This window comes from Agrococcus sp. SGAir0287 (genome assembly GCF_005484985.1).
GTDB lineage: Bacteria > Actinomycetota > Actinomycetes > Actinomycetales > Microbacteriaceae > Agrococcus.
In genome coordinates, this window is record NZ_CP027942.1 from 1,856,440 (window position 1) to 1,878,501 (window position 22,062).

Sequence of the window (22,062 nt, forward strand, 5' to 3'; positions counted from 1 at the left end):
AGTCGCTGTAGGCTCGCCTACCGTGCACGTCCTCTCCATCAGCTCCCTGAAGGGCGGCGTCGGCAAGACGACCGTCACCCTCGGCCTCGCATCCGCGGCCTTCGCGAAGGGGCTGCGCACCCTCGTGGTCGACCTCGACCCGCAGTCGGACGCGTCGACGGGCATGGACATCGACGTGGCCGGCCGCCTCAACGTCGCCGACGTGCTCGGCAACCCGCGCGACAAGATCGTGCGCCAAGCGATCGCGCCGTCGGGCTGGACCGAGGGCCACGGCGGCACGATCGACGTGCTCATCGGCAGCCCGTCCGCCATCAACTTCGACGGCCCGCACCCCACGATCAAGGAGATCTGGCGGCTCGAGACGGCCCTCGCGACGCTCGAGACGGAGTACGACCTCGTGCTCATCGACTGCGCGCCGAGCCTCAACGCCCTCACGCGCACCGCGTGGGCGGCATCCGACCGCGTCCTCGTCGTCACGGAGCCCGGCCTCTTCTCCGTCGCGGCCGCGGACCGCGCGCTGCGCGCGATCGAGGAGATCCGCCGCGGCCTCAGCCCGCGCCTGCAGCCGCTCGGCATCGTCGTGAACCGCGCGCGTCCGCAGTCGCTCGAGCACCAGTACCGCATCCAGGAGCTCAAGGACATGTTCGGCCCGCTCGTGCTCGAGACGGTGCTGCCCGAGCGCACCTCGATGCAGCAGGCGCAGGGCGCCGCCCGCCCGCTGCACGTGTGGCCGGGCGAGGGTGCGCAGGAGATGGCGCTGCAGTTCGACGAGCTGCTGCAGCGGGTGCTGGATGCCGCCGCCGCGAGCGGCGACGAGGCTGCCAGCGGCGGCCGCGTGCCCGCGCCCACCGCCGCGATCGACGCCTCGAGCGCCGCGGCGATCGAGGACGCCGAGGCCGAGGCCACGGGCGAGGACCTGCAGGAGCGTCGCGACTGACGCGACGCCCCGACGACGCGAGAGGCGCCCACCGGTCGGTGGGCGCCTCTCGCCGCGTTCGGGGCCTCGCGTCAGGACGCGCGCGTGCGGGCCGCTCGCCGCGCCGCGAGCTCGTCGAGCACGGGCTCGACCGGCGTCGTGTCGAGCTCGATGAGCTCGGACTGCACCTCGCGCACGACGGTGCCGACCGCGATGGCGAACACGCCCTGGCCGCGGTCGAGGAGGTCCATGACCTCGTCGGCGCTCGTGACGAGGTAGACGCTCGCGCCGTCGGAGACGAGGCGTACCTGGGCGAGGTCGCCGACGCCCTCGTCGCGCAGGCGCGCGACGGCGACGCGGATCTGCTGCAGCGAGATGCCCGTGTCGAGCAGTCGCTTGACGAGCTTGAGCACCAGGATGTCGCGGAAGGAGTAGAGGCGCTGGGAGCCGGATCCGGCGGCGCTGCGGATGCTCGGGACCACGAGGTCGGTGCGCGCCCAGTAGTCGAGCTGGCGGTAGGTGATGCCCGCGGCCTTCACGGCGTCGGCGCCGCGGTAGCCCTGGACGCCCTCGTCGTCGGGCAGGCCGTCGGTGAACAGCAGCCCCGAGTCGTATCGGGGTGTCGTCTCGTTCTCGGCCATCGTGTGCCCTTCTCAACCTTCAAGCAGGAGTTGAACCTTCGACTCGAGCCTAGGGAGCGGGACGCGAACCGGGGCGCAGGCGGCGTCGGCGTGTCGGGCTCTCGTGGTCGCAGTCTACGCCCGACCCCCGACGGATCGCCTCAGCGTCGTCCGCCGATCCGAGCGCGATCCGCGCCTCAGCGCGCGATGCGCTCGACGGCCTCGCGCCCGAGCACCTCGCGGATCGCGGCGATCTGGCCCGCGATGTCGCGCGCCGCCTCCGCCGCCTCCGGCCGACCCTCGCCACGGCGGCCGAGCACGGGGCGCACGGCGCTCTCGATGAGCGCCGCCTCGCGCTCGGCGGATGCGCGCATGCCGCGCAGGTGCCGGGGCTCGATGCCGAAGCGGCGCAGCTCGACGAGCGCCTGCACGACGCGCACGGCCCGCTCGTCGTACGGCTCCGCCGCGGGCACCAGGCTCGCCGCGATCGCCTCCTGCACGAGCGCGCGCGGCGCACCCGAGGCCGTCTCGAGCTCGCGCCGCGAGAGCCGGCGATCGACGCGCAGGATGCTCGGGCCCTCGGAGACGACGTTGCCGGCCGTGAACGGCTGCGCCTCGCCCGCATCCACCTGCTCGAGGTGCGCGAGGATGACCTTGAGCGGCAGGTAGTGGTCGCGCTGCAGCGTGAGAATGTAGCGCACGCGGTCGACGTCGTCGGCCGAGAACTTGCGGTAGCCGCTGGGCGTACGGGACGGCGCGATGAGCCCCTGATCCTCGAGGAAGCGCAGCTTCGAGGGTGCGAGGTCGGGGAACTCGGGCGTCAGGCGTGCGAGCACCTGCCCGATCGAGAGCAGCGACCGGCGCTGGGCGGCCCCACCCCGCGGCGCGGCCTGCGCGCTCACGAGCCGGCGCCGAGGTCGTGCCGCGACGCGTAGAACGTGAGGCGGAACTTGCCGACCTGCACCTCCGTGCCGTCGTGGAGGGGCGCGCGCTCGACGCGCTCGCCGCCGGAGTAGGTGCCGTTCAGCGAGCCGAGGTCGCGCACCTCGAAGCGGTTGCCGGAGCGCGTGAACTCCGCGTGACGACGCGACACCGTCACGTCGTCGAGGAAGATGTCGGCGTCGGGGTGGCGGCCCGCGACCGTGACGTCCTGGTCGAGCAGGAACCGCGCGCCGACGTCGGGGCCGCGGCGCACGATGAGCAGCGCGGAGCCCGACGGCAGCGCCGCGACGGCCTCCTGCTCGTCCTTGCCGACCCCCGTCATCATCGACGCGAGCTGCTGCTGGTAGTCGTGCCCCCAGGACTGCGTGCTGTCGCCGTCGCGCGGTGCGTCGTCGAGATCGCTCATGCGTCCTCCTGGGTCGGGTGCGCCCCGCAGGGCCTCACGTTCGAGTGCAGGTTCAGACTACGCGAGTCGGCGTCGTCGCCGAGCCGCGCGCCCGAGAGTGATCGGCACTCTACGACACGCTCGCTCGATGCCGCCACGCGTCGCCCGCGCCGGCGCTCGTCACGCCCAGCCGGCGAGGCGCCGCAGCAGCGCGGCGATCGCAGCCGCGGCGACGACGACGACGAGGAACGGCACGCGCAGGCGGTACAGGACGATCGCGACGCCGACGGCGGGCAGGCGCGCGTCGACGACGAGCGCGGTGCCGTCGGCGAGCGTCTGCACCGCCACGAGCGCCGCGAGCAGCGAGACCGTGAGCAGCTCGAGGATGCGCCCGGGGCGCGGTCCCTCGAGCGGACCGGACGGCACGAGATGGCCGAGCACCTTGAGCGCCGCGACGAGGATGGACGCGACGAGGATGACGTGCCAGGTGGTCATGCTGCGTCCTCCGCCTCATCCGGGCCGGGCTGCACGGGGCGCCCGAGCCAGTTCGTCCAGCCGACGACGATCGCGACGACGACCGCGGCGAGCACCGGCACGCCTGCGGGCAGGGCCGGCACGAGCGCCGCGGCGACGACGGCGCTCGCCGCGCCGACCGCGACCGCCTGCCGCGAGCGCAGCCACGGCCACAGGAGCCCGACGAACGCCGCAGCGGCGGCGGCGTCGAGGCCCCACATCCGCACGTCGCCCAGGACGTCGCCGACGAGCGCGCCGACGAGGGTCATGACGTTCCAGCCGAGGTAGATGCCGACGCCCGTCACCCAGAACCCGACCCGCCGCGCTCGCTCGTCGGGCTGCGCGAGGCCGACGGCGGTGGACTCGTCGATCGTGAGCTGCGCCGCGGGGATGCGCAGCGCGCCGCGCGCACCGAGCCAGGGCCGCACGCTGAGCCCGTAGAGCGTGTTGCGCACGCCGAGGATCGTCGCCGAGGCGATCGCCGTCGCCGGTGCGCCACCGCCCGCGACGACGCCGACGAGCGCGAACTGCGATCCGCCCGAGAACATCAGCAGGCTCAGCGCGCACGTCTGCCAGACGTCGAGCCCGCTCGCGACGGCGAGGGCGCCGAACGAGATGCCGTAGGCCGACGTCGCGAGCACGACGGAGAGGCCCTGGCGCCACGACTGCCGCTCGGTGGGGCTCCGCGTCGCCCTCGTGCCCTCGCTCGACCCATCCGCCATCGTCACCGGATCAGCCTAGGCTCGCCTGCATGGCGGATCTGGTCGTGGGCGACGACGGCCTCGCGAGGCCCGCGTGGGCGGCGCACGATCCCCTGCTGCGCGCGTACTACGACGAGGAGTGGGGCATGCCCGTGCGCGACGAGCGCGGGCTCTTCGAGCGCCTCTCGCTCGAGGCGTTCCAGTCGGGGCTGTCGTGGCGCACGATCCTCGCGAAGCGGCCGGCCTTCCGCGCGGCGTTCGCGGGCTTCGACCCCGACGCCGTCGCGGCGTTCGGCGACGACGACGTCGACCGGCTCATGGCCGACGCCGGCATCGTGCGCAACCGTCGCAAGATCGACGCGACGATCGGCAACGCGCGCGCGACGATCGCGCTGCGCGACGACGGAGGACTGCCCGCGCTCGTCTGGTCGTTCCAGCCGCCGGTCACGCCGAGACCGACGTCGTTCGCAGAGGTCCCGACGTCGAGCCCCGAGTCGATCGCGCTCGCGAAGGCCCTGCGGGCGGCGGGCTTCGCGCACGTCGGCCCGACGACGATGTTCGCCCTCATGGAAGCCGTCGGCATCGTCGACACCCATCTCGCGGGCAGCCACCGCCGCGGCTCGAGCGGCATCTGGCCCGCGTGACGCGATGTGACGCGCGCACCTCGCGTCCGCGGTCCCGGCGTCGCATCCTGACGGCATGCGCCCTGGCTTCCCCGACGTCGTGAACGAGCTCGCCGCGCGGGTCGTGGCAGCCCTCGTCGTCGTCGCGACGCTCGCGATCGTGGCGCTGGGCGCCACGGTGCTGGCCGCCGCCGGCTGGGCGCTGTGGGCCGTCGCCGCCGGGTTCGCGCTGCGGGTCGGATGGGGTCCGCGCCTGTCGCCCTTCGGGCTGCTCGCGACCCGGGTCGTCGCACCCCGGCTCGGTGCGCCCAGGCTCGTGCCCGGCGCGCCCAAGCGCTTCGCGCAGGCGATCGGCCTCGCCGTGTCCGCGGCGGCCGCGCTCGCCGTCGCGCTGGGCTCGCCGCTCGTCGCCTGGGCGCTCGCCGGCGTCCTCGTGCTCGCCGCGTCCGCGGAGGCCGTCGTCGGGTTCTGCCTCGGCTGCTGGCTGTTCGCGTGGCTCATGCGCGTCGGCGTCATCCCCGCGTCCGTCTGCGAGGCGTGCGCCGACGTGACCGCACGGCTCCGCGAGCGCTCGGCGACCCTCGCCGCCGAGCCCGCTGCGAGCGGCCTCGCCTAGACGGGCTGCGCGCTCGTCGCCACGCGAGCGGCTGCGAGCAGCTCGAGCGCGCGCACGCGCTCCGCGGCGCTCGTGCCGTGCACGGCGAGCATGACCTCGTCCGCCGACGCCTCCTCGGCGAACGCAGCGATGGCGGCTGCCGCGTCCTCACCGGTGCCGACGACCGACCGGCGCATCATCGCGAGCACCTGACGCCCCTGCGGCGACTCGGCGAGCACGTCGAGGTCCTCGTCCGACAGCGACTCGGCCGCAGCGGCGCCGCGCAGGAGGAAGGAGCGGATGCGCGAGCGGCGCACGACCGCGTCCATGTGCTCCGCCTCCTCGCGCGTCGGCGCGACGATCGCGTTGAACGCCGCGATGACGAACGGCTCGGCGAGCTGCGCCGACGGCTGGAAGGACTCGCGGTACACGCGCACGGCCTGCAGCAGCAGGTCGGGCGCGAAGTGCGACGCGAACGCGTAGGGCAGGCCGTACGCGGCGGCGAGCTCGGCGCCGAACAGGCTCGAGCCGAGGATCGTGATCGGCACGTCGGTGCCCGCACCCGGCACGGCCTGCACGCCCTCCACGAGCGAGGCGCCCGAGAGGTAGCCCTGCAGCTCGCGCACGTCGTGCGGGAAGCGGTCGGCGACGCGCGGATCGCGGCGCAGCGCCTGCAGCGTCCGCTGGTCCGTGCCCGGTGCGCGACCGAGCCCCAGGTCGATCCGGCCGGGATGCAGGGTCGCGAGCGTGCCGAACTGCTCGGCGATGACGAGCGGCGAGTGGTTCGGCAGCATGATGCCGCCGGCCCCGAGCCGGATGGTCGAGGTGTGCGCAGCGACGTGCGCGATGAGCACGGCCGTCGCGCTCGACGCGATCGTCGGCATGTTGTGGTGCTCGGCGTACCAGACCCGCTCGTAGCCGAGGCGCTCCGCCGCCTGCGCGAGGGCGACGCTGCCTCCCAGGGAGTCGGCGACCGACTCGTGACGGCTGACGGGGGCGAGGTCGAGGATGGAGAGGCGCACGTCTCGACGCAACGTGCGCATCCCTCCCGCCATTCCTGTCAGAGCGCCTCGAGCACGACCGCGCTGCCCTGACCGCCACCGCCGCAGATGCCGACGGCGCCGAGCGCGCCCGACCCCTGCGCCTGCAGCCGCCGGGCGAGGTGGCCGACGATGCGGGCTCCCGACGCGCCGATCGGGTGCCCGAGCGCGATCGCGCCGCCGTTCGCGTTCACGATGGCCGGATCGACGCCCAGCTCGCGCGTCGAGACGATGCCGACGGCCGCGAACGCCTCGTTGATCTCGACGGCGGCGAGGTCGGACGCGCTCGCGCCCATCCGGCCGAGCGCCTGCAGGATCGCGTTCGACGGCTGCGCGTGCAGCGAGACGTCGGGGCCCGCGACGAGGCCGGTCGCGCGGATGCGCGCGAGGCCCGCGAGCCCGTGCTCGGCGGCGTAGCGGCCGGACACGAGCACGACGGCTGCGGCGCCGTCGGTGATCTGGGAGGCGTTGCCGGCCGTGATCGTGCCGCGCTCGCGGTCGAACGCGGGGCGCAGTCCGGCGAGCGACTCGGGGGTCGTGTCGCGACGCACGCCGTCGTCGGCCGACACCGTGACGGTCTCGCGCCCTGCGCGCACCTCGATGGGCGCGATCTCGTCGTCGAGGACGCCCGCGTCCTGCGCAGCCGCGAGGCGCTCGTGCGACGAGGCCGCGAAGGCGTCCTGCTCCTCACGCGTCACGCCGAGCGGGCCGTTGAACGACTCGGTCGACGCGCCCATCGAGCGGTGCTCGAAGGCGTCGGTGAGCCCGTCGTGCTCCATCGTGTCGACGAGCTCGAGCGCGCCGTAGCGCTGGCCGGTGCGCATCGACGCCGCGTGCGGCGCGAGCGACATCGACTCCTGGCCGATCGCGAGCACGACGTCGGCCTCGCCGAGCTGGATGAGGCGATGGCCGGCGACGACCGCCTCGGTGCCCGAGAGGCACACGGCGTTGATGCCGAGCGACGGCACCGTCATCGGCACGCCCGCCGCGACCGCCGCCTGCCGGGGCGGGTTCTGCCCGACCGCCGCGGGCAGCACCTGTCCCACGATCACCGTCTGCACCGACTCCCCCGCGACGCCCGCGGCCGCGAGCGCGGCGGCGCCGGCGTGGCCGCCGAGCACGGTCGAGGGGGTGGATGCGAACTGCCCGAGGTAGCGGGCGAACGGGGTGCGGGCGAATCCGGCGACGATCGTGTCGGTCATGGCTGCTCCTTCGCAGTGGCGGTGCCGCCAGCCTACGACCGGCCGCCGTGCCGCCTCAGGCTCCCAGGGTCCCGCCGCTCCTCGCTGCGCCGCCGGCTCCCCCACCAAGCTGGTCGAGGAGCGCGCGAGCGCCAGCGAGCACGCGTCACGAGACCCGCCGACCCCGCACGACGTCTCGACGCACACCCTGCCCGCGATGACGCGGGTCTCATGACGCGAAGGCGCTGCGCGCCTGCGCTCCTCGACCAGCTGCGAAGGGAGCGTCCACCCACCAGCTGGTCGAGGAGCGCGCGAGCGCCAGCGAGCACGCGTCACGAGACCCGCCGACCCCGCACGACGTCTCGACGCGGACCCTACCCGCGATGACGCGGGTCTCGTGACGCGAAGGCGCTGCGCGCCTGCGCTCCTCGACCAGCTGCAAGGGAACGTCCACCCACCAGCTGGTCGAGGAGCGCGCGAGCGCCAGCGAGCACGCGTCACGAGACCCGCCGACCCCGCACGACGTCTCGACGCGGACCCTGCCCGCGATGACGCGGGTGTCGTGACGCGAGGGCGCTGCGCGCCTGCGCTCCTCGACCAGCTGCAGAGAAGCAGTGTCCGTGACGGCGTCCGCGCTGGCCAGAGGGCCGAGCGGGCGTCAGTGCTCCTTCGGCGCCTCGCCGCGATGGATGGCCTCGGCCTCCTGCTCGCCGACGAGCACGAGCCCGCGGGCCGTGTGCGCCATGTCGGCGAGCACCTCGAGCCACACGGGGTTCAGCTGCGGCGGGCGCGAGCCGAGGAACCGGAACTCGAGCGGGATGGACGGCGACATCCACAGGCTCACGCGGCCGGAGCCGGACTCGGGCTCGACGGTCCACGACACGAGGAAGCTCTCCTGGCGTCGCAGCTTCGATGCGATGACGGTCTTGAGGTGCGCGAGCATCCGATCCTCGATCTGATACTCGGTCGCGCCGGCATAGGTGAGATGTCCCATCGCCGCCGATGCTAGCGGCAGCGATGGGACATCGTGGGGTGGGACGCGCCTAGCGCCCGTCCCCCTCCTCGTACCACTGGCCCGGGGTGTCCTGCGCGCCCGGAGCGGCCTCCTCGCCGCTCCACTGCTGCGCGGCGTCCTCGGTCGCCTCGGGGCCGGAGCCCGCCCACTGGTCGGCCGTGTCCTGCGGCGCACCGCTGTGGTGCGTGCCGGCGCCGTCGTCCTTCTCCCACTGCTCGGCGCGGTCCTGGTGACCGCCAGAGGCGACCTCCTCGGTCGTCAGGTCGGGGTCCGTGCCCTGCACGTGCTCGTCGCTCATGACGCCTCCTCTCGTGCCCGGACGCTACGCCGCGCGCGCCGCGAGCGGGACGGGCTTGACGACGTCGTTCGCCGTCACCCGCGTGCGCGGAGCGTGGCGGCGAGCGCGGCGAACGCCTCGACCTTGCCCGTCGGCCCGGCGACGAGCATCGCGCCGCCCGCCTGCAGCCGCGTCTCGGTGTTCGCGTTCTGCAGGTCGTCGTCGATCCGCGTCGCGATCACGGACACGCCGTGCTCCCGCTGCAGGCCGAGCTCGCGCAGCGGCACCCCCGCGAGGGCGGACGGCACCTCGACGAGCATCGCGCCGTAGCGGCTGTCGACCTCGAGGAAGTCGTCGGACGATCCGCGCACCATGTGCGCCACCCGACGCCCCATGTCCGCCTCGGGGCTCACGACGTGATGCACGCCGAGCTGGTCGAGGATGACGGCGTGCTGCTCGGAGATCGCCTTCGCCCACACCTCCGAGACGCCGGCACGCAGCAGCTGGCTCGTCGTGAGGATCGACGCGGTCACGTCGGAGCCGATCGCGACGACGACCCGCGCGTACTCGCCGAGGCCGAGCTGCTCGATGAGCGCCGGATCGGTCGAGTCGCCCTGCACGACGTGCGCGAGCGTGCCGTGCAGGGACTGTACGACGTCCTCCGCGGCGTCGACGCCCAGCACCTCGGTGCCGTGGTCGGCGAGCTCGATCGCGAGCGAGGCGCCGAAGCGGCCGAGCCCGATGACCGCGATGGCGGAGTCGTGCCGGATGCGCTGCTGCCTAGCCAATGAGGGGCCTCTCCTTCGGGAGCTCGTACGCGCGCGTCGTGCGGCGCAGGGCGATGGCGGTCGCGACGGTCGCGGGACCGACGCGTCCGAGGAACATCAGGATGACGAGGATGAGCTGGCTCGGCCACCCCAGGTCCGCGGTGATGCCCGTCGAGAGCCCGACGGTCGCGAAGGCGCTGACGGCCTCGAAGAGCACGTCGTCGAACGTCTCCTCGGTGAGCACCAGGATCGCGAGCGTCGCAGCGACGACGAGGGCCACCGCGAGGAGCGCGACGGTGATGGCCTCGCGATGCACGGCGCGCGAGAGCCGCCTGCCGAACGCGTGCACCGTGCCGTCGCCGCGCACCTCGGCGAGGATGATGAACAGCAGCACCGCGAACGTCGTGAGCTTGATGCCGCCTGCCGTGCCCGCGGGTCCGCCGCCGATGAGCATGAGCACGTCCATGACGAGCAGGGTCTCCGGACGCATCGCCCCGATGTCGAGGGCGTTGAAGCCGGCGGTGCGCGTCTGCACCGAGTGGAAGAGGCTCGTCAGCACGCGGCTGCCGGGCTCGAGCGCGCCGAGCGTGCCCGGGTTCGACCATTCGAGCGCGCCGATCGCGAGCGCGCCGAGCGGCAGCAGCAGCGCGGTGCCGCCGAGCACGAGCAGCGCGTGCAGCGACAGGATGCGCGCGCGTCCCGAGACGCGCTTGAGGATCTGGACGATGACCGGGAAGCCGAGCCCGCCGACGACGGTGGAGACCATGAGCGGCACGCACACGAACGGGTCGTCGACGAATCCGATGAGGTTGTCGCTGAAGAGCGCGAAGCCGGCGTTGTTGTACGACGAGACGGCGTGGAAGACGCTCAGCCACAGGGCATCGCCGAACGACTCGCCGTAGCCGAGCATGAAGCGAGGCAGCAGCGCGAGCGCGACGACGCCCTCGACGACGAGCGAGGTCACGACGATCGCGCGCACGATGCTGCCCACCTCGCCGATGCCCCGGCTGTGGGTCTCCGACGCGGTCTGCACGCGCGCGCCGATCGTGAGGCGCCGCAGCACGAGCACGCCGACGAGCGTCGTGAACACCATGACGCCGAGGCCGCCGAGCTGGACGAGCACGAGGATGACCGTCTGCCCGAACGGGGTCCAGTAGAGCGCGGTGTCCACGACCGTGAGCCCCGTGACGCACGCCGCGGAGACCGCGGTGAAGAGCGCGTCGATCCACGAGGAGGAGCCCTCGGGCGTCGACGAGATCGGCAGCGCGAGCAGCGCCCAGCCGGCGAGGTTCAGCACGACGAAGCCGAGGAAGACGCGGCGAGCGGGATTGGGTCGGCGACGAGCGATCCCGGTCGTCGACGCTGCTCGCACGAGGCACGACTGTAGCGCCACGGCCCGCCTGCGGTGCTGCGCCGCGCATCGATCGGATGCCGTCAGGATCGCGAGTCGCAGCGTGAGGAGGTCGTGGACATCCGTCGTCGGCGACCGACCGCGGCGCAGGATCTGCGTCGTGACCGTTCGCACCATCCGCGTCCCGCGCCCTCCGCATCGTCCCGTCGGCACCGCGCTGCTGCACGCGCTCGACGGCTCCCACCCGTGGGGCACGGCCTCCTCGAGCCTCTCCCGCTACGGCGCGGTGCACGAGACGGTCACGATCCTCCCGCCCGACACCACGCCTGCGCGGCGACGCTGGGTCAGCGCGCTGCACGCCGCCCCGCCCGCCGCGCTCATGCTCACGCTCGTCCTCGGCTGCGTCGGCATCGGCGTCGCCGTCCCGTGGCATGCGGCGTTCGGCGCCCCTGCGGCCCTCGGCGCCGCCGCATGGCTCGTGTGCTGGCGCGAGGCATCGCCCGCGACGCGCTCGGCCGTCCAGACCACCGCGTGGTGCTCGGCGCTCGTCGTCGACGCCGAGGCGGACGCCGCGGTCCGGCGCGTGCGACGGATCGTGCATCGCCTGCAGCGCGCGGAGGACGGCGTGCGCGCCGGGCTGCTGCCCGCCTCCGCCCTGCAGGAGGAGTGGCGGGACGCCTACGAGCTCGTCGGCCGCCTCGAGCGCCTCGTGCGCTGAGCGGCGTCGCGTGAGCGATCCGTGAGGATCGCGGCGGTGCCGTTGCCAGTCGAGCAGACTTGCCCGATGCTGCACCTCACGGTCACGGCCTCCGCCGACGTCGCCGACGACGTCCTCGCGCTCCTTCGCGCGAGCGACGTCGTGAGCGGCATCGTGCACCAGCGCGGCGTCGCCGAGCGACCGGACGGCGACGTCGTGGAGGCGGATCTGCCGCGCGAGGCGGCCGACGCGATCGTGCACGCCCTCGTCGAGCGAGGCGTGCACGACGACGGCATCGTGCGCATCGAGCCGGTCGAGACGTGGGTGTCGAGGCGTGGCCACGACGACGAGCGACGAGCGCCGGGCGACGCATCCGACGCCGTGGTCTGGGCGCAGGTCGTGCAGCGGTCCTACGAGGACTCCCGGATCACGGGCTCGTACCTCGCGTTCTTCGTGCTCGCCACCGGCATCGCCGCGGTCGCGATCGTGCTCGACTCGCAGATCCTCACGATCGGCGCCATGGTGCTCGGACCCGAGTTCGGCGCGGTCGCCGCCCTCGGCGTCGCGCTCGTCGGTCGCCGTCCGAACCTGCTCGGGATGGCCGCGAGGAGCCTCGCCGTCGGCTTCGCGATCGCGATCGCCGTGACGACCGCGCTCGCCCTCCTCGCGCGCCTCGTCGGCTGGATCCGCGTCGAGGACATCGCCGTGCGCGAGGAGACCGCCTTCATCTATCGGCCGGACCAGTGGTCGGTCGTCGTGGCGCTCGTCGCCGCGGCCGCCGGCATCATCGCGATCGCCTCGTCGCGCAGCGGCGGCCTGTCCGGCGTCTTCATCTCGGTCACGACGATCCCCGCCGCCGGCAACATCGCGCTCGCGCTCGCGTTCGGCGTGTGGGACGAGGTGCTCGGTTCGGCCGCGCAGCTGCTCGTGAACGTCGCGGCCATGGCGCTCGCGGGCTGGCTGACGCTTCTCGTGATCCGAGCGCGCCGGAGCAGGGCCGTGGCGAGGTCGTGAGGACCCATCCGGCGGGCGTGAGGGATCCGTGAGGATCGCCGCCCGGCGCGGCTGCTCGGGCGTTGGATCGCATGCGGCGCCCACCCGGCGCCCGCATCCCGCACCAGGGTGCGTCGGATCGAACGACTGGAAGCCGTCCCATGCTCGACGTCATCGTCGTGGCGAGCATCCTCGCCCTCTTCGCCCTGCTCGGGCTGCTCGTGAAGGGGGTGGAGCGCCTGTGATCGTCTTCGAGGTCCTCGGCGCGATCCTCGCGGTGTGCGCCATCGGCCTGCTCGTCGCAGCGTTGCTGCGCCCGGAGCGGTTCTGATGGCGGACGCCGGCGCCCAGTGGGGCGTCGCCCTCGCATCCCTCGCCACGGTGCTCGTGGCGCTCGCCCTCGTGCATCGGCCGCTGGGCGACTACATGGCGTACACCTACCAGTCGAGGAAGGACTGGCGCGTCGAGCGCGGCATCTACCGCCTCATCGGCGTGGACCCGTCGAGCGAGCAGACGTGGACCGCCTATGCGCGCTCGCTGCTCGCCTTCTCGCTCGTGAGCGTGCTCGCGGTCTACCTCCTCCAGCGCACGCAGGAGCTGCTGCCCTACTCCCTCGGCCTCCCGGCCGTGCCGGAGCTGCTGTCGTTCAACACGGCCGTCTCGTTCACGACCAACACGAACTGGCAGTCGTACTCCCCCGAGCCGACCCTCGGCTACGTCGTGCAGCTCGCGGGCCTCGTGACGCAGAACTTCGTGTCGGCAGCCGTCGGCATGGCCGTCGCCGTCGCGCTCGTGCGCGGCTTCGCCTACCGCTGCGCGGGCACGATCGGCAACTTCTGGGTCGACCTCACGCGCGGCACGCTCGGCATCCTCATGCCCCTGTCGATCCTCGGCGCACTCGCGCTGCTCGCCGGCGGCGTGATCCAGAACTTCGCCGGCTTCCAGGAGACGACGACGCTCGCAGGCCTCACCCAGCACCTGCCGGGCGGTCCCGTCGCGTCGCAGGAGTCCATCCGACTCATCGGCACGAACGGCGGCGGCTTCTTCAACGCCAACTCCGCGCATCCCTTCGAGAACCCGACGGGGTGGACGAACATGCTGCAGGTCGTGCTGCTGCTGCTCATCCCCTCGGCGATGCCGCGCATGTTCGGCACCATGGTCGGCGACCGGCGCCAGGGCTTCGCGATCCTCGGGGTCATGACGACGCTGTACCTCGCCGCCTGGGGAGCAGCGACGGCGCTCGAGCTCGGCGGTGCCGGCACGGCTTCCCAGCTCGCCGGCGCGGCGATGGAGGGCAAGGAGGCGCGCTTCGGCATCCCGGCGTCCGCCCTGTTCGCCGTCTCGACCACCGGCACCTCGACCGGCGCCGTCAACTCCATGCACGACTCGTACACGTCGCTCGGCGGCATGGTGCCGATGGTCACCATGATGCTCGGCGAGGTGTCGCCCGGCGGCGTCGGCGCGGGGCTCTACGGCATCCTCGTCATGGCGATCATCGCCGTGTTCGTCGCCGGCCTCCTCGTGGGTCGCACGCCCGAGTACCTCGGCAAGAAGATCACGGCCCGCGAGATGAAGCTCGCCGCGCTGTACATCCTCGCCACCCCCGCGCTGCTGCTCGGCGGCGTCGCCCTGTCGCTCGGGCTGCCCGGCGTCCGCGACGACGTCATCGGCACCTCGATCTGGAACCCGGGGAACCACGGCGTCAGCGAGCTCGTCTACGCCTTCGCATCGGCCGCGAACAACAACGGCTCCGCCTTCGCGGGGCTCACGGCGAACACCGACTGGCTGAACTCGGCGCTCGGCGTCGCCATGCTGCTCGGGCGCTTCGTGCCGATCGTGCTCGCGCTCGCCCTCGCCGGCTCGCTGGCGAGGCAGGACGTGGTGCCTGCGACGGCAGGCACGCTCCCCACCCACCGCCCGCAGTTCGTCGGACTGCTCGTCGGCATCATCATCCTCGTGACCGCGCTCACCTACTTCCCGGTGCTCGCGCTCGGTCCGCTCGCAGAAGGACTCTCCCTCTGATGTCCACCACCATCGCTCCCGAGACGCCCACGGCGTCCGCCTCGGCCTCCTCCGGCCGCCAGGGCCTCAGCTGGGCGCAGGTGCGCCAGGCGATCCCCGGCGCGTTCCGCCGCCTCGACCCGCGGCACCTGTGGCACAACCCCGTCATGCTCATCGTCTGGGTGGGCGCCGTGCTGACGACGCTCATGGCCATCGCCGAGCCCTTCATCGGAGGGCCCGCCAGCTCGGCGGGCTCCGAGGTGCCGCCGACGTTCACGATCGTCATCGCCGTCTGGCTGTGGCTGACCGTGGTGTTCGCGAACCTCGCGGAGGCGATCGCCGAGGGCCGCGGCAAGGCACAGGCGGACAGCCTGCGCCAGACGCGCACGAGCACGATGGCGAACCGCGTCGACGACTACGACGCCGACGCGGACGTCGCGGCGGAGCGCGCGACGACGACGCAGGTCGCCTCGAGCGACCTGCGGCTCGGCGATCACGTCGTCGTCGCCGCCGGCGAGCTCATCCCGGGCGATGGCGACGTCGTGCACGGCGTCGCGTCGGTCGACGAGTCGGCCATCACGGGCGAGTCGGCTCCCGTCATCCGCGAGTCGGGCGGCGACCGCTCCGCGGTGACGGGCGGCACGCGCGTGCTCTCAGACCGCATCGTCGTGCGAATCACGGCGAAGCCGGGCGAGACGTTCGTCGACCGCATGATCGCGCTCGTCGAGGGCGCCGCGCGGCAGAAGACGCCGAACGAGATCGCGCTCGACATCCTGCTCGCGTCGCTGTCGATCGTCTTCGTGATCGTGACGCTCACGATCAACCCCGTCGCGTCGTACGTCGCGAGCCCCGTGTCGATCGCGGTGCTCGTCGCGCTGCTCGTCTGCCTCATCCCGACGACGATCGGCGCGCTGCTGAGCGCGATCGGCATCGCTGGCATGGACCGGCTCGTGCAGCGCGGCGTGCTCGCAATGTCGGGCCGCGCGGTCGAGGCCGCGGGCGACGTCACGACCCTGCTGCTCGACAAGACCGGCACGATCACGTACGGCAACCGGCGCGCGTCGGACGTCGTGCCGCTCGCCGGCGTCGAGCGGACGGAGCTCCTCTCCCTCGCCGCCGTCTCCTCGCTCGCCGACCCCACGCCCGAGGGCCAGTCCATCGTGGATCTCGCTCGCACGGAGGGCCTCGAGGTCGCCGAGCGCGTGGAGGGCGAGATCGTGCCCTTCACGGCGGAGACCAGGATGTCGGGCCTCGATCGGGCCGACGGCACGCGCATCCGCAAGGGCGCCGTGTCCGCCGTGAAGGCGTGGCTCGAGGCCGAGGGGGCACCCCTCGAGGCCGAGCGGCTGCAGGAGCTCGAGCGCGCGACCGACGCGATCTCGCAGTCGGGTGGCACGCCGCTCGTCGTCGCGGTCGCGCCCGCGGCCGGCACCGCTCGCGCCCTCGGCGTCGTGCACCTCAAGGACGTGGTGAAGGAGGGCATCGCGGAGCGGTTCGCCGAGCTGCGCGCCATGGGCATCCGTACCGTGATGATCACGGGCGACAACCCCCTCACCGCCGCGGCCATCGCGAAGGAGGCTGGCGTCGACGACTTCCTGGCCGAGGCGACGCCCGAGGACAAGCTCGCGCTCATCCGCAAGGAGCAGGAGGGCGGCAACCTCGTCGCGATGACGGGCGACGGCACGAACGACGCACCCGCGCTGGCGCAGGCGGACGTCGGCGTGGCGATGCAGTCGGGCACGTCCGCGGCGAAGGAGGCCGGCAACATGGTCGACCTCGACTCCGACCCGACGAAGCTCATCGACGTCGTGCGCATCGGCAAGCAGCTGCTCATCACGCGCGGCGCCCTGACGACGTTCTCGATCGCGAACGACGTCGCGAAGTACTTCGCCATCATCCCCGCGATGTTCATGGGCGCCTTCCCTGGCCTGGCGGCGCTCAACGTCATGGGTCTGCACTCCCCCGCCTCCGCGGTGCTCTCGGCGGTGATCTTCAACGCGATCGTGATCGTGCTGCTCATCCCGCTCGCGCTGCGCGGCGTGAAGTACCGGCCCGTCGCAGCCTCGAGGCTGCTCGGCCGCAACCTGCTCGTCTACGGGCTCGGCGGACTCGTCGCACCCTTCATCGGGATCTGGCTCATCGACCTCGTCGTGCGCCTCATCCCCGGATTCTGAATCGAGGCATCGTGGCGACCACCAGGACCACCGCCCGCACCCTCTGGGTGTCCGCGAGGGCGATCGTGCTCTTCACCGTCGTGACCGGCGTGCTCTACACGCTCGTCATCACCGGCATCGGCCAGCTCGCCATGCCGTCGCAGGCGAACGGCGCGCTCGTGCGCGACGAGGCCGGCGAGGTCGTCGGCTCCTCGCTCATCGGCCAGCCGTTCACCGACGCCGACGGCGCGCCGCTCGCCGAGTACTTCCAGCCGCGTCCCTCGGCGGCCGGCGACGGCTACGACGGCCAGGCGTCGTCGGGCTCGAACTACGGCACCGAGAACGCCGACCTCATCGCCGCCGTCGAGGAGCGGATCGCGCAGGTCTCCGAGTTCAACGGCGTCTCCGCGGACGAGGTGCCCGCGGATGCCGTGACGGCCTCCGCATCCGGTCTCGATCCGCACATCTCGCCCGAGTACGCTGCGATCCAGGTGCAGCGCGTCGCCGAGGCCAGGGGCCTCGACGTCGCGGAGGTCGAGACGCTCGTCGCCGAGCACACGTCGCAGCCGCTCCTCGGCTACATGGGTGCTCCCGTCGTGAACGTGCTCGAGCTCAACCTGGCACTCGACGAGCTGGAGGGCTGACATGGCACGGGGGCGGCTTCGCGTGCTGCTGGGCGCCGCTCCCGGCGTAGGCAAGACCTACGCGATGCTCGAGGAGGGCGCGAGGCTCGGCCGCGAGGGGCTCGACGTCGTCGTGGCACTCGTCGAGACGCACGGTCGCGCTGCGACCGCGGCGATGATCGAGGGGCTCGAGGTGGTGCCGCGCCGGGCCGTCGAGCATCGCGGCATGACGCTGGACGAGATGGATCTGGACGCCGTGCTCGAGCGCCACCCGGACGTCGCGCTCGTCGACGAGCTCGCGCACACCAACGCCCCGGGTTCGCAGTACGAGAAGCGCTGGCAGGACGTGCATGCGCTGCTCGAGGGTGGGATCGACGTCATCTCGACCGTCAACATCCAGCACATCGAGTCGCTCCACGACGTCGTCCAGCGCATCACGGGCATCGTGCAGCGCGAGACGATCCCCGACCATGTGCTGCGCGCGGCCGACACCGTCGAGGTCGTCGACCTCTCGCCGCAGGCGCTGCGGGACCGGCTCGCGGGCGGGCGCGTCTACCCGGCCGAGCGGATCGACGCCGCCCTCTCGAACTACTTCCGGCTCGGCAACCTGACGGCGCTGCGCGAGCTCGCGCTGCTGTGGCTCGCCGACGAGGTCGACCAGGCGCTGCAGCGCTATCGCGCCGAGCAGGGCATCGACACTCCCTGGGAGGCTCGTGAGCGCGTCGTCGTGACGCTGACCGGCGGCCCCGAGGGCGAGACGCTGCTGCGGCGCGGCGCGCGCATCGCCGCCCGATCCTCCGGCGGCGAGCTGCTCGCCGTCCACGTCACGCAGCAGGACGGCCTGCGCTCCGGGGACCCCGACGCGCTCGCGCGCCAGCGGGCGCTCGTCGAGGAGCTCGGCGGCTCCTACCACCAGGTCGTCGGCGACGACGTGCCAGAGACGCTCGTCGCCTTCGCGAAGGCGGTCAACGCCACGCAGCTCGTGATCGGCGCATCACGCAGGAGCAGGCTGCAGTCGGCGCTCACCGGACCCGGCATCGGCCAGACCGTCATCGCGAAGGCGGGGACGATCGACGTGCACGTCGTGACGCACGCCGCCGCGGGAGGCAGGCTGAGCCTGCCCCGGCTCGGGGGCGCGCTCTCCGTCCGACGACGGATCGCGGGCCTCGTGGTGGCGCTCACGGCGGGGCCGCTGCTCACGTGGGGGCTGTGGGCGTTCCGCAGCCCGGACTCGATCACGGCCGACGTGCTCGCGTTCCAGCTGCTCGTGGTCGTCGTCGCGCTCGTCGGCGGCCTCTGGCCAGCCGTCTTCGCCGCGGTGATGAGCGGCCTCACGCTCAACGTGCTCTTCGTCGACCCCTTCTACACGATCACGATCTCCGATCCGGCGCAGGCGTGGGCGCTCGTGATCTACGTCGTCATCGCGGTGCTCGTCAGCATCGTCGTCGACCGGGCCGCGCGGCAGACCCGCGCGGCGCGGCGCGCAGCAGCGGAGGCGGAGCTCCTGGCGACCGTCGCCGGCAGCGTCCTGCGAGGCACCGGCGCCGCACAGGCGCTCGTCGACCGCACGCGCGAGGCGTTCGCGCTCGACGGGGTCGCGCTCGTCGACGAGGGCGTCGCGGTCGCGCATGCCGGTGCCCTGACCGGGGAGGCGACGCGCATCCAGGTCGGCGCCGACGCGACCCTCGTGCTCCACGGCCGCGACCTCGACGCGAGCGAGCGTCGCCTGCTGGCCGTCATCGTCGCGCAGCTCGAGGCGACGCTCGAGCGCGACGACCTCGTCGAGACGGCGAGCGAGATCGCGCCGCTCGCCGCGACCGACAAGGTGCGCACGGCGCTCCTCGCCGCCCTGAGCCACGACCTCCGGCGTCCGCTCGCAGCAGCCGCGGCGGCGGTCGGAGGACTGCGCACCGCCGGGGCGCGGCTCGGCGAGCAGGACCGCGCCGAGCTGCTCGCGACCGCCGAGGAGTCGCTCGACGCGCTCGCAGCCCTCATCACCGACCTGCTCGACGTCTCGCGCGTGCAGGCGGGCGTCCTCGCCGTGTCGCCGACGCGCGTCGACCCGGCCGACGTCGTGCTGCCCGCGCTCGAGGAGCTCTCGCTCGGTCCGGGCGACGTCGAGCTCGACCTCGGCGACGCGACCGACGTCGTCGCGGACCCCGTGCTGCTGCAGCGCGTCGTCGTGAACCTCGTCGCGAACGCGAAGCGGCACGCGCCGTCGGGCTCGCGCGTGCGCGTCGCGACGAGCGCCTTCGCCGGCCGCGTCGAGCTGCGCGTCGTCGACCATGGCCCCGGCATCCCGCCCGAGCGACGCGACGACGTGTTCGTGCCCTTCCAGCGGCTCGGCGACACCGACAACACGACGGGGCTCGGGCTCGGCCTCGCGCTCGCCCGCGGCTTCGTCGAGGGGATGGGCGGCACGCTCGTCGCGGAGGACACCCCGGGCGGTGGGCTGACGATGGTCGTGACGCTCGCCGCCGTCGATCCGGACGAGGCTCCTGGCGCACCCGCGGACGACCGCGCCGGCGCTGCACCCGCGACCGGACGGAGCGCCTCATGAAGGTGCTCATCGCCGACGACGACCCGCAGCTGCTGCGCGCGCTGCGCATCACCCTCGGGGCGAAGGGCTACGACGTCATCACCGCGGCCGACGGCGCGGAGGCCGTGCGGGTCGCGATCGACGAGCATCCCGACCTCGTGATGCTCGACCTCGGCATGCCCCGGCTCGACGGCGTCGAGGTCATCGAGGCGATCCGCGGCTGGTCGGCGACGCCGATCCTCGTGGTGTCCGGCCGCACGGGCGCGGCCGACAAGGTCGAGGCGCTCGACGCCGGCGCCGACGACTACGTCACGAAGCCCTTCCAGATCGACGAGCTGCTCGCACGCATCCGCGCGCTCACGCGCCGCATCCCCGTGCAGGAGGAGGATCCTGTCGTGCGCTTCGCCGACGTGCGGGTCGACCTCGCGGCCCGCACCGTGACGAAGGGCGGCGAGCCGGTGCGCCTCACGCCCACCGAGTGGCAGATGCTCGGCATGCTGCTGCGCAGCCCCTCGCGGCTCGTGACGCGGCAGGCGCTGCTGCAGGAGGTGTGGGGCACGCATCACGTGCGTGACACGGGCTACCTGCGGCTGTACGTCTCCCAGCTGCGCAAGAAGCTCGAGCCCGAGCCCGCGCATCCCAGGCACCTGCTCACCGAGGCCGGCATGGGCTATCGGTTCGAGCCCGGCACGCCGACGGAGGTGGACGCGGACGGTGGGGATGCGGGAGCCTCGGCAGGGTGACCCGCACCATCCTCGTGACCGGCGCCTCCGACGGCATCGGCGCCGTCGCGGCCAGGCGCCTCGCCGAGGACGGGCACCGCGTGCTCGTCGCCGGCCGTGACCGCACGCGGACGCAGCACGTCGCGTCGGACGTCGGCGGCGATGCCTTCGTCGCCGACCTCGCGCGGCTCGGCGAGGTGCGTGCGCTCGCCGCGGACGTGCTCGCGGCGACCGACGGCCGGCTCGACGTGCTCGTGAGCAACGCCGGCGGCATCCTCGGTCGGCGCGCGCTCACCGAGGACGGCAACGAGGCGACGATGCAGGTGAACCACCTCGCGCCCTTCCTGCTCGTGCACCTGCTCGCCGACGCGCTGCGCGAGGGTGCGGGGCTCGTCGTCCAGACCGCGAGCGCCGCGCATCATGCAGGCCGCATCCCCGTCGCGGCGGCGGGCGCCGACCTGTCGCTGCGCCGCGGCTACTCCCCCGCGCGGGCGTACGCGAACGCGAAGCTCGCGAACGTGCTCATGGTGCGGGGCATCGCCGCGCACATGCCGGATCTGCACGCCGTCGCGCTGCACCCGGGCGTCGTCGCGACGTCGTTCGGCTCGGGCTCGACGAGCCTGCTGCGCCTCGTCTACCGCGGGGTGGCGCGGCGCCTCCTCACGACCGACGAGCACGCGGGCGAGACGCTCGCGATGCTGGCCGCCGGCACGCCCGGCGCCGAGTGGACGCCGATGACGACATGGACGAGCGGCGGCTACTACGACGGCCGTCGCGTGGGTCGCGCGTCGCGCGCGAGCCACGACGTCGCGCTGATCGACGCCGTGTGGCGTGCGAGCGCCGCCGCGGTCGGATTGCCGCCGCGCTGAGCGGATGGGTCGCGCTCGAGCGCGAGAACCCGTAGGCTGTGGACACGGACCGCATCCTCGGTCCGCCACGAGGGTCATCCGCCGGGTTCGCGCCGGCGGCGTCGATTGACTGTCGCTGTTCATCTCCCGCGACGCTCGACGCTCCACCTCCCATCCGGCACGCGCCTCGCGCGCTCGCCGCCAGAACGCGCACGGCGTGCATCCCGCACGACCGTCGCAGACGCATCGAATGCTTCGCTGCGCACACCGGGTCGGCGACCGCCGACCCCGACAGTTAGGAACACCGTCATGGCCAAGGGCACCGTCAAGTGGTTCAGCTCCGACAAGGGCTTCGGCTTCATCGCTCCGGAGGACGGCTCGGCCGACCTCTTCGCGCACTTCAGCGCCATCCAGGGCTCGGGTCGTCGTGACCTGTTCGACGGCCAGGCCGTCGAGTTCGACGTCGAGCAGGGCCAGCGCGGCCCGCAGGCGACGAACATCCGCGGTCTCTGAGTCGACGCCCCACCACGACGGGCCCGAATCCCTCCGGGGATGCGGGC

General features: G+C 73.3%; 25 protein-coding genes. 14 read left to right on the top strand and 11 right to left on the bottom strand.

The window, feature by feature from the left end; all coding sequences use genetic code 11:
- Positions 1-22 precede the first annotated feature (22 nt).
- Complete coding sequence (locus tag C1N71_RS08835; protein WP_137756054.1) at positions 23-937, top strand: ParA family protein; 915 nt, start codon at positions 23-25, stop codon at positions 935-937.
- 71 nt (positions 938-1,008) lie between these two features.
- On the opposite strand, the gene C1N71_RS08840 is transcribed toward C1N71_RS08835, so the two are convergent.
- The 5 genes from C1N71_RS08840 to C1N71_RS08860 all read right to left on the bottom strand — a co-directional run bounded on the left by C1N71_RS08840 (position 1,009) and on the right by C1N71_RS08860 (position 4,098).
- The gene (locus C1N71_RS08840) at positions 1,009-1,557 is read right to left on the bottom strand and encodes a MerR family transcriptional regulator (protein WP_137756055.1); all 549 of its coding nucleotides are present in this window, start codon (positions 1,555-1,557) and stop codon (positions 1,009-1,011) included.
- 176 nt (positions 1,558-1,733) lie between these two features.
- The gene (gene ftsR / locus C1N71_RS08845; RefSeq protein WP_137756056.1) at positions 1,734-2,438 is read right to left on the bottom strand and encodes a transcriptional regulator FtsR; all 705 of its coding nucleotides are present in this window, start codon (positions 2,436-2,438) and stop codon (positions 1,734-1,736) included.
- Positions 2,435-2,884, bottom strand: coding sequence for an FHA domain-containing protein (locus C1N71_RS08850; RefSeq protein WP_137756057.1), 450 nt, complete (start codon positions 2,882-2,884; stop codon positions 2,435-2,437). The genes ftsR and C1N71_RS08850 overlap by 4 nt, the downstream gene beginning before the upstream one ends.
- A gap of 159 nt (positions 2,885-3,043) precedes the next feature.
- A complete protein-coding gene (locus C1N71_RS08855; RefSeq protein WP_137756058.1) occupies positions 3,044-3,358 on the bottom strand; it encodes an AzlD domain-containing protein in 315 nt (104 codons plus the stop codon).
- On the bottom strand, positions 3,355-4,098 hold the full coding sequence (locus tag C1N71_RS08860) for an AzlC family ABC transporter permease (protein WP_137757281.1): 744 nt from the start codon (positions 4,096-4,098) through the stop codon (positions 3,355-3,357). The genes C1N71_RS08855 and C1N71_RS08860 overlap by 4 nt, the downstream gene beginning before the upstream one ends.
- A gap of 29 nt (positions 4,099-4,127) precedes the next feature.
- Here C1N71_RS08860 and C1N71_RS08865 point away from each other — a divergent pair, with 29 nt between their 5' ends.
- Together C1N71_RS08865 and C1N71_RS08870 are read left to right on the top strand one after the other, a co-directional pair.
- Entirely contained in the window at positions 4,128-4,721 is a 594-nt protein-coding gene (locus C1N71_RS08865; protein ID WP_137756059.1) for a DNA-3-methyladenine glycosylase I, read from the top strand.
- 55 nt (positions 4,722-4,776) lie between these two features.
- Positions 4,777-5,316 (top strand): DUF4395 domain-containing protein, encoded by a 540-nt coding sequence (locus C1N71_RS08870; protein ID WP_137756060.1) that lies wholly within the window; start codon positions 4,777-4,779, stop codon positions 5,314-5,316.
- Here C1N71_RS08870 and C1N71_RS08875 read toward each other — a convergent pair.
- The 6 genes from C1N71_RS08875 to C1N71_RS08900 all read right to left on the bottom strand — a co-directional run bounded on the left by C1N71_RS08875 (position 5,313) and on the right by C1N71_RS08900 (position 10,947).
- Positions 5,313-6,338 carry an LLM class flavin-dependent oxidoreductase gene (locus tag C1N71_RS08875; RefSeq protein ID WP_137756061.1) on the bottom strand — a complete coding sequence of 342 codons (1,026 nt, stop codon included), beginning with the start codon at positions 6,336-6,338 and terminating at the stop codon, positions 5,313-5,315. The two genes, C1N71_RS08870 and C1N71_RS08875, sit on opposite strands and share 4 nt — an antisense overlap.
- Positions 6,339-6,355: 17 nt before the next feature.
- Positions 6,356-7,537 carry an acetyl-CoA C-acyltransferase gene (locus C1N71_RS08880; RefSeq protein WP_137756062.1) on the bottom strand — a complete coding sequence of 394 codons (1,182 nt, stop codon included), beginning with the start codon at positions 7,535-7,537 and terminating at the stop codon, positions 6,356-6,358.
- Positions 7,538-8,174: 637 nt separating this feature from the next.
- A complete protein-coding gene (locus C1N71_RS08885) occupies positions 8,175-8,510 on the bottom strand; it encodes a DUF7882 family protein (RefSeq protein WP_137756063.1) in 336 nt (111 codons plus the stop codon).
- 49 nt (positions 8,511-8,559) lie between these two features.
- Entirely contained in the window at positions 8,560-8,829 is a 270-nt protein-coding gene (locus C1N71_RS08890) for a hypothetical protein (RefSeq protein ID WP_137756064.1), read from the bottom strand.
- Positions 8,830-8,903: 74 nt separating this feature from the next.
- Positions 8,904-9,596: a potassium channel family protein gene (locus tag C1N71_RS08895; RefSeq protein ID WP_137756065.1), complete on the bottom strand. Its 693-nt coding sequence runs from the start codon at positions 9,594-9,596 to the stop codon at positions 8,904-8,906.
- The gene (locus C1N71_RS08900) at positions 9,589-10,947 is read right to left on the bottom strand and encodes a TrkH family potassium uptake protein (RefSeq protein ID WP_254677959.1); all 1,359 of its coding nucleotides are present in this window, start codon (positions 10,945-10,947) and stop codon (positions 9,589-9,591) included. The genes C1N71_RS08895 and C1N71_RS08900 overlap by 8 nt, the downstream gene beginning before the upstream one ends.
- Before the next feature lie 139 nt (positions 10,948-11,086).
- Here C1N71_RS08900 and C1N71_RS08905 point away from each other — a divergent pair, with 139 nt between their 5' ends.
- From C1N71_RS08905 to C1N71_RS08950, 11 genes are all read left to right on the top strand, one after another.
- Positions 11,087-11,644: a DUF6611 family protein gene (locus C1N71_RS08905; RefSeq protein WP_137756067.1), complete on the top strand. Its 558-nt coding sequence runs from the start codon at positions 11,087-11,089 to the stop codon at positions 11,642-11,644.
- A 66-nt stretch (positions 11,645-11,710) separates the two neighbouring features.
- Complete coding sequence (locus C1N71_RS08910) at positions 11,711-12,637, top strand: DUF389 domain-containing protein (RefSeq protein WP_137756068.1); 927 nt, start codon at positions 11,711-11,713, stop codon at positions 12,635-12,637.
- A 71-nt stretch (positions 12,638-12,708) separates the two neighbouring features.
- Positions 12,709-12,861, top strand: coding sequence for a hypothetical protein (locus C1N71_RS14995; RefSeq protein WP_175414168.1), 153 nt, complete (start codon positions 12,709-12,711; stop codon positions 12,859-12,861).
- Positions 12,858-12,947, top strand: a complete 90-nt coding sequence (locus tag C1N71_RS08915; RefSeq protein WP_137756069.1) for a potassium-transporting ATPase subunit F — start codon at positions 12,858-12,860, stop codon at positions 12,945-12,947. Before C1N71_RS14995 ends, C1N71_RS08915 begins: the two co-directional genes overlap by 4 nt.
- A complete protein-coding gene (kdpA, locus tag C1N71_RS08920) occupies positions 12,947-14,638 on the top strand; it encodes a potassium-transporting ATPase subunit KdpA (protein ID WP_137756070.1) in 1,692 nt (563 codons plus the stop codon). The genes C1N71_RS08915 and kdpA overlap by 1 nt, the downstream gene beginning before the upstream one ends.
- Positions 14,638-16,791, top strand: a complete 2,154-nt coding sequence (gene kdpB, locus C1N71_RS08925) for a potassium-transporting ATPase subunit KdpB (RefSeq protein ID WP_137756071.1) — start codon at positions 14,638-14,640, stop codon at positions 16,789-16,791. Before kdpA ends, kdpB begins: the two co-directional genes overlap by 1 nt.
- An 11-nt stretch (positions 16,792-16,802) precedes the next feature.
- Entirely contained in the window at positions 16,803-17,414 is a 612-nt protein-coding gene (gene kdpC / locus C1N71_RS08930) for a potassium-transporting ATPase subunit KdpC (protein ID WP_217495984.1), read from the top strand.
- Position 17,415: 1 nt separating this feature from the next.
- The gene (locus C1N71_RS08935; RefSeq protein ID WP_137756072.1) at positions 17,416-19,953 is read left to right on the top strand and encodes a sensor histidine kinase; all 2,538 of its coding nucleotides are present in this window, start codon (positions 17,416-17,418) and stop codon (positions 19,951-19,953) included.
- A complete protein-coding gene (locus C1N71_RS08940) occupies positions 19,950-20,675 on the top strand; it encodes a response regulator (protein ID WP_137756073.1) in 726 nt (241 codons plus the stop codon). The genes C1N71_RS08935 and C1N71_RS08940 overlap by 4 nt, the downstream gene beginning before the upstream one ends.
- Positions 20,672-21,523 carry an SDR family NAD(P)-dependent oxidoreductase gene (locus tag C1N71_RS08945; protein ID WP_137756074.1) on the top strand — a complete coding sequence of 284 codons (852 nt, stop codon included), beginning with the start codon at positions 20,672-20,674 and terminating at the stop codon, positions 21,521-21,523. Before C1N71_RS08940 ends, C1N71_RS08945 begins: the two co-directional genes overlap by 4 nt.
- Positions 21,524-21,811: 288 nt before the next feature.
- Positions 21,812-22,015 carry a cold-shock protein gene (locus tag C1N71_RS08950; RefSeq protein WP_137756075.1) on the top strand — a complete coding sequence of 68 codons (204 nt, stop codon included), beginning with the start codon at positions 21,812-21,814 and terminating at the stop codon, positions 22,013-22,015.
- Positions 22,016-22,062 lie beyond the last annotated feature (47 nt).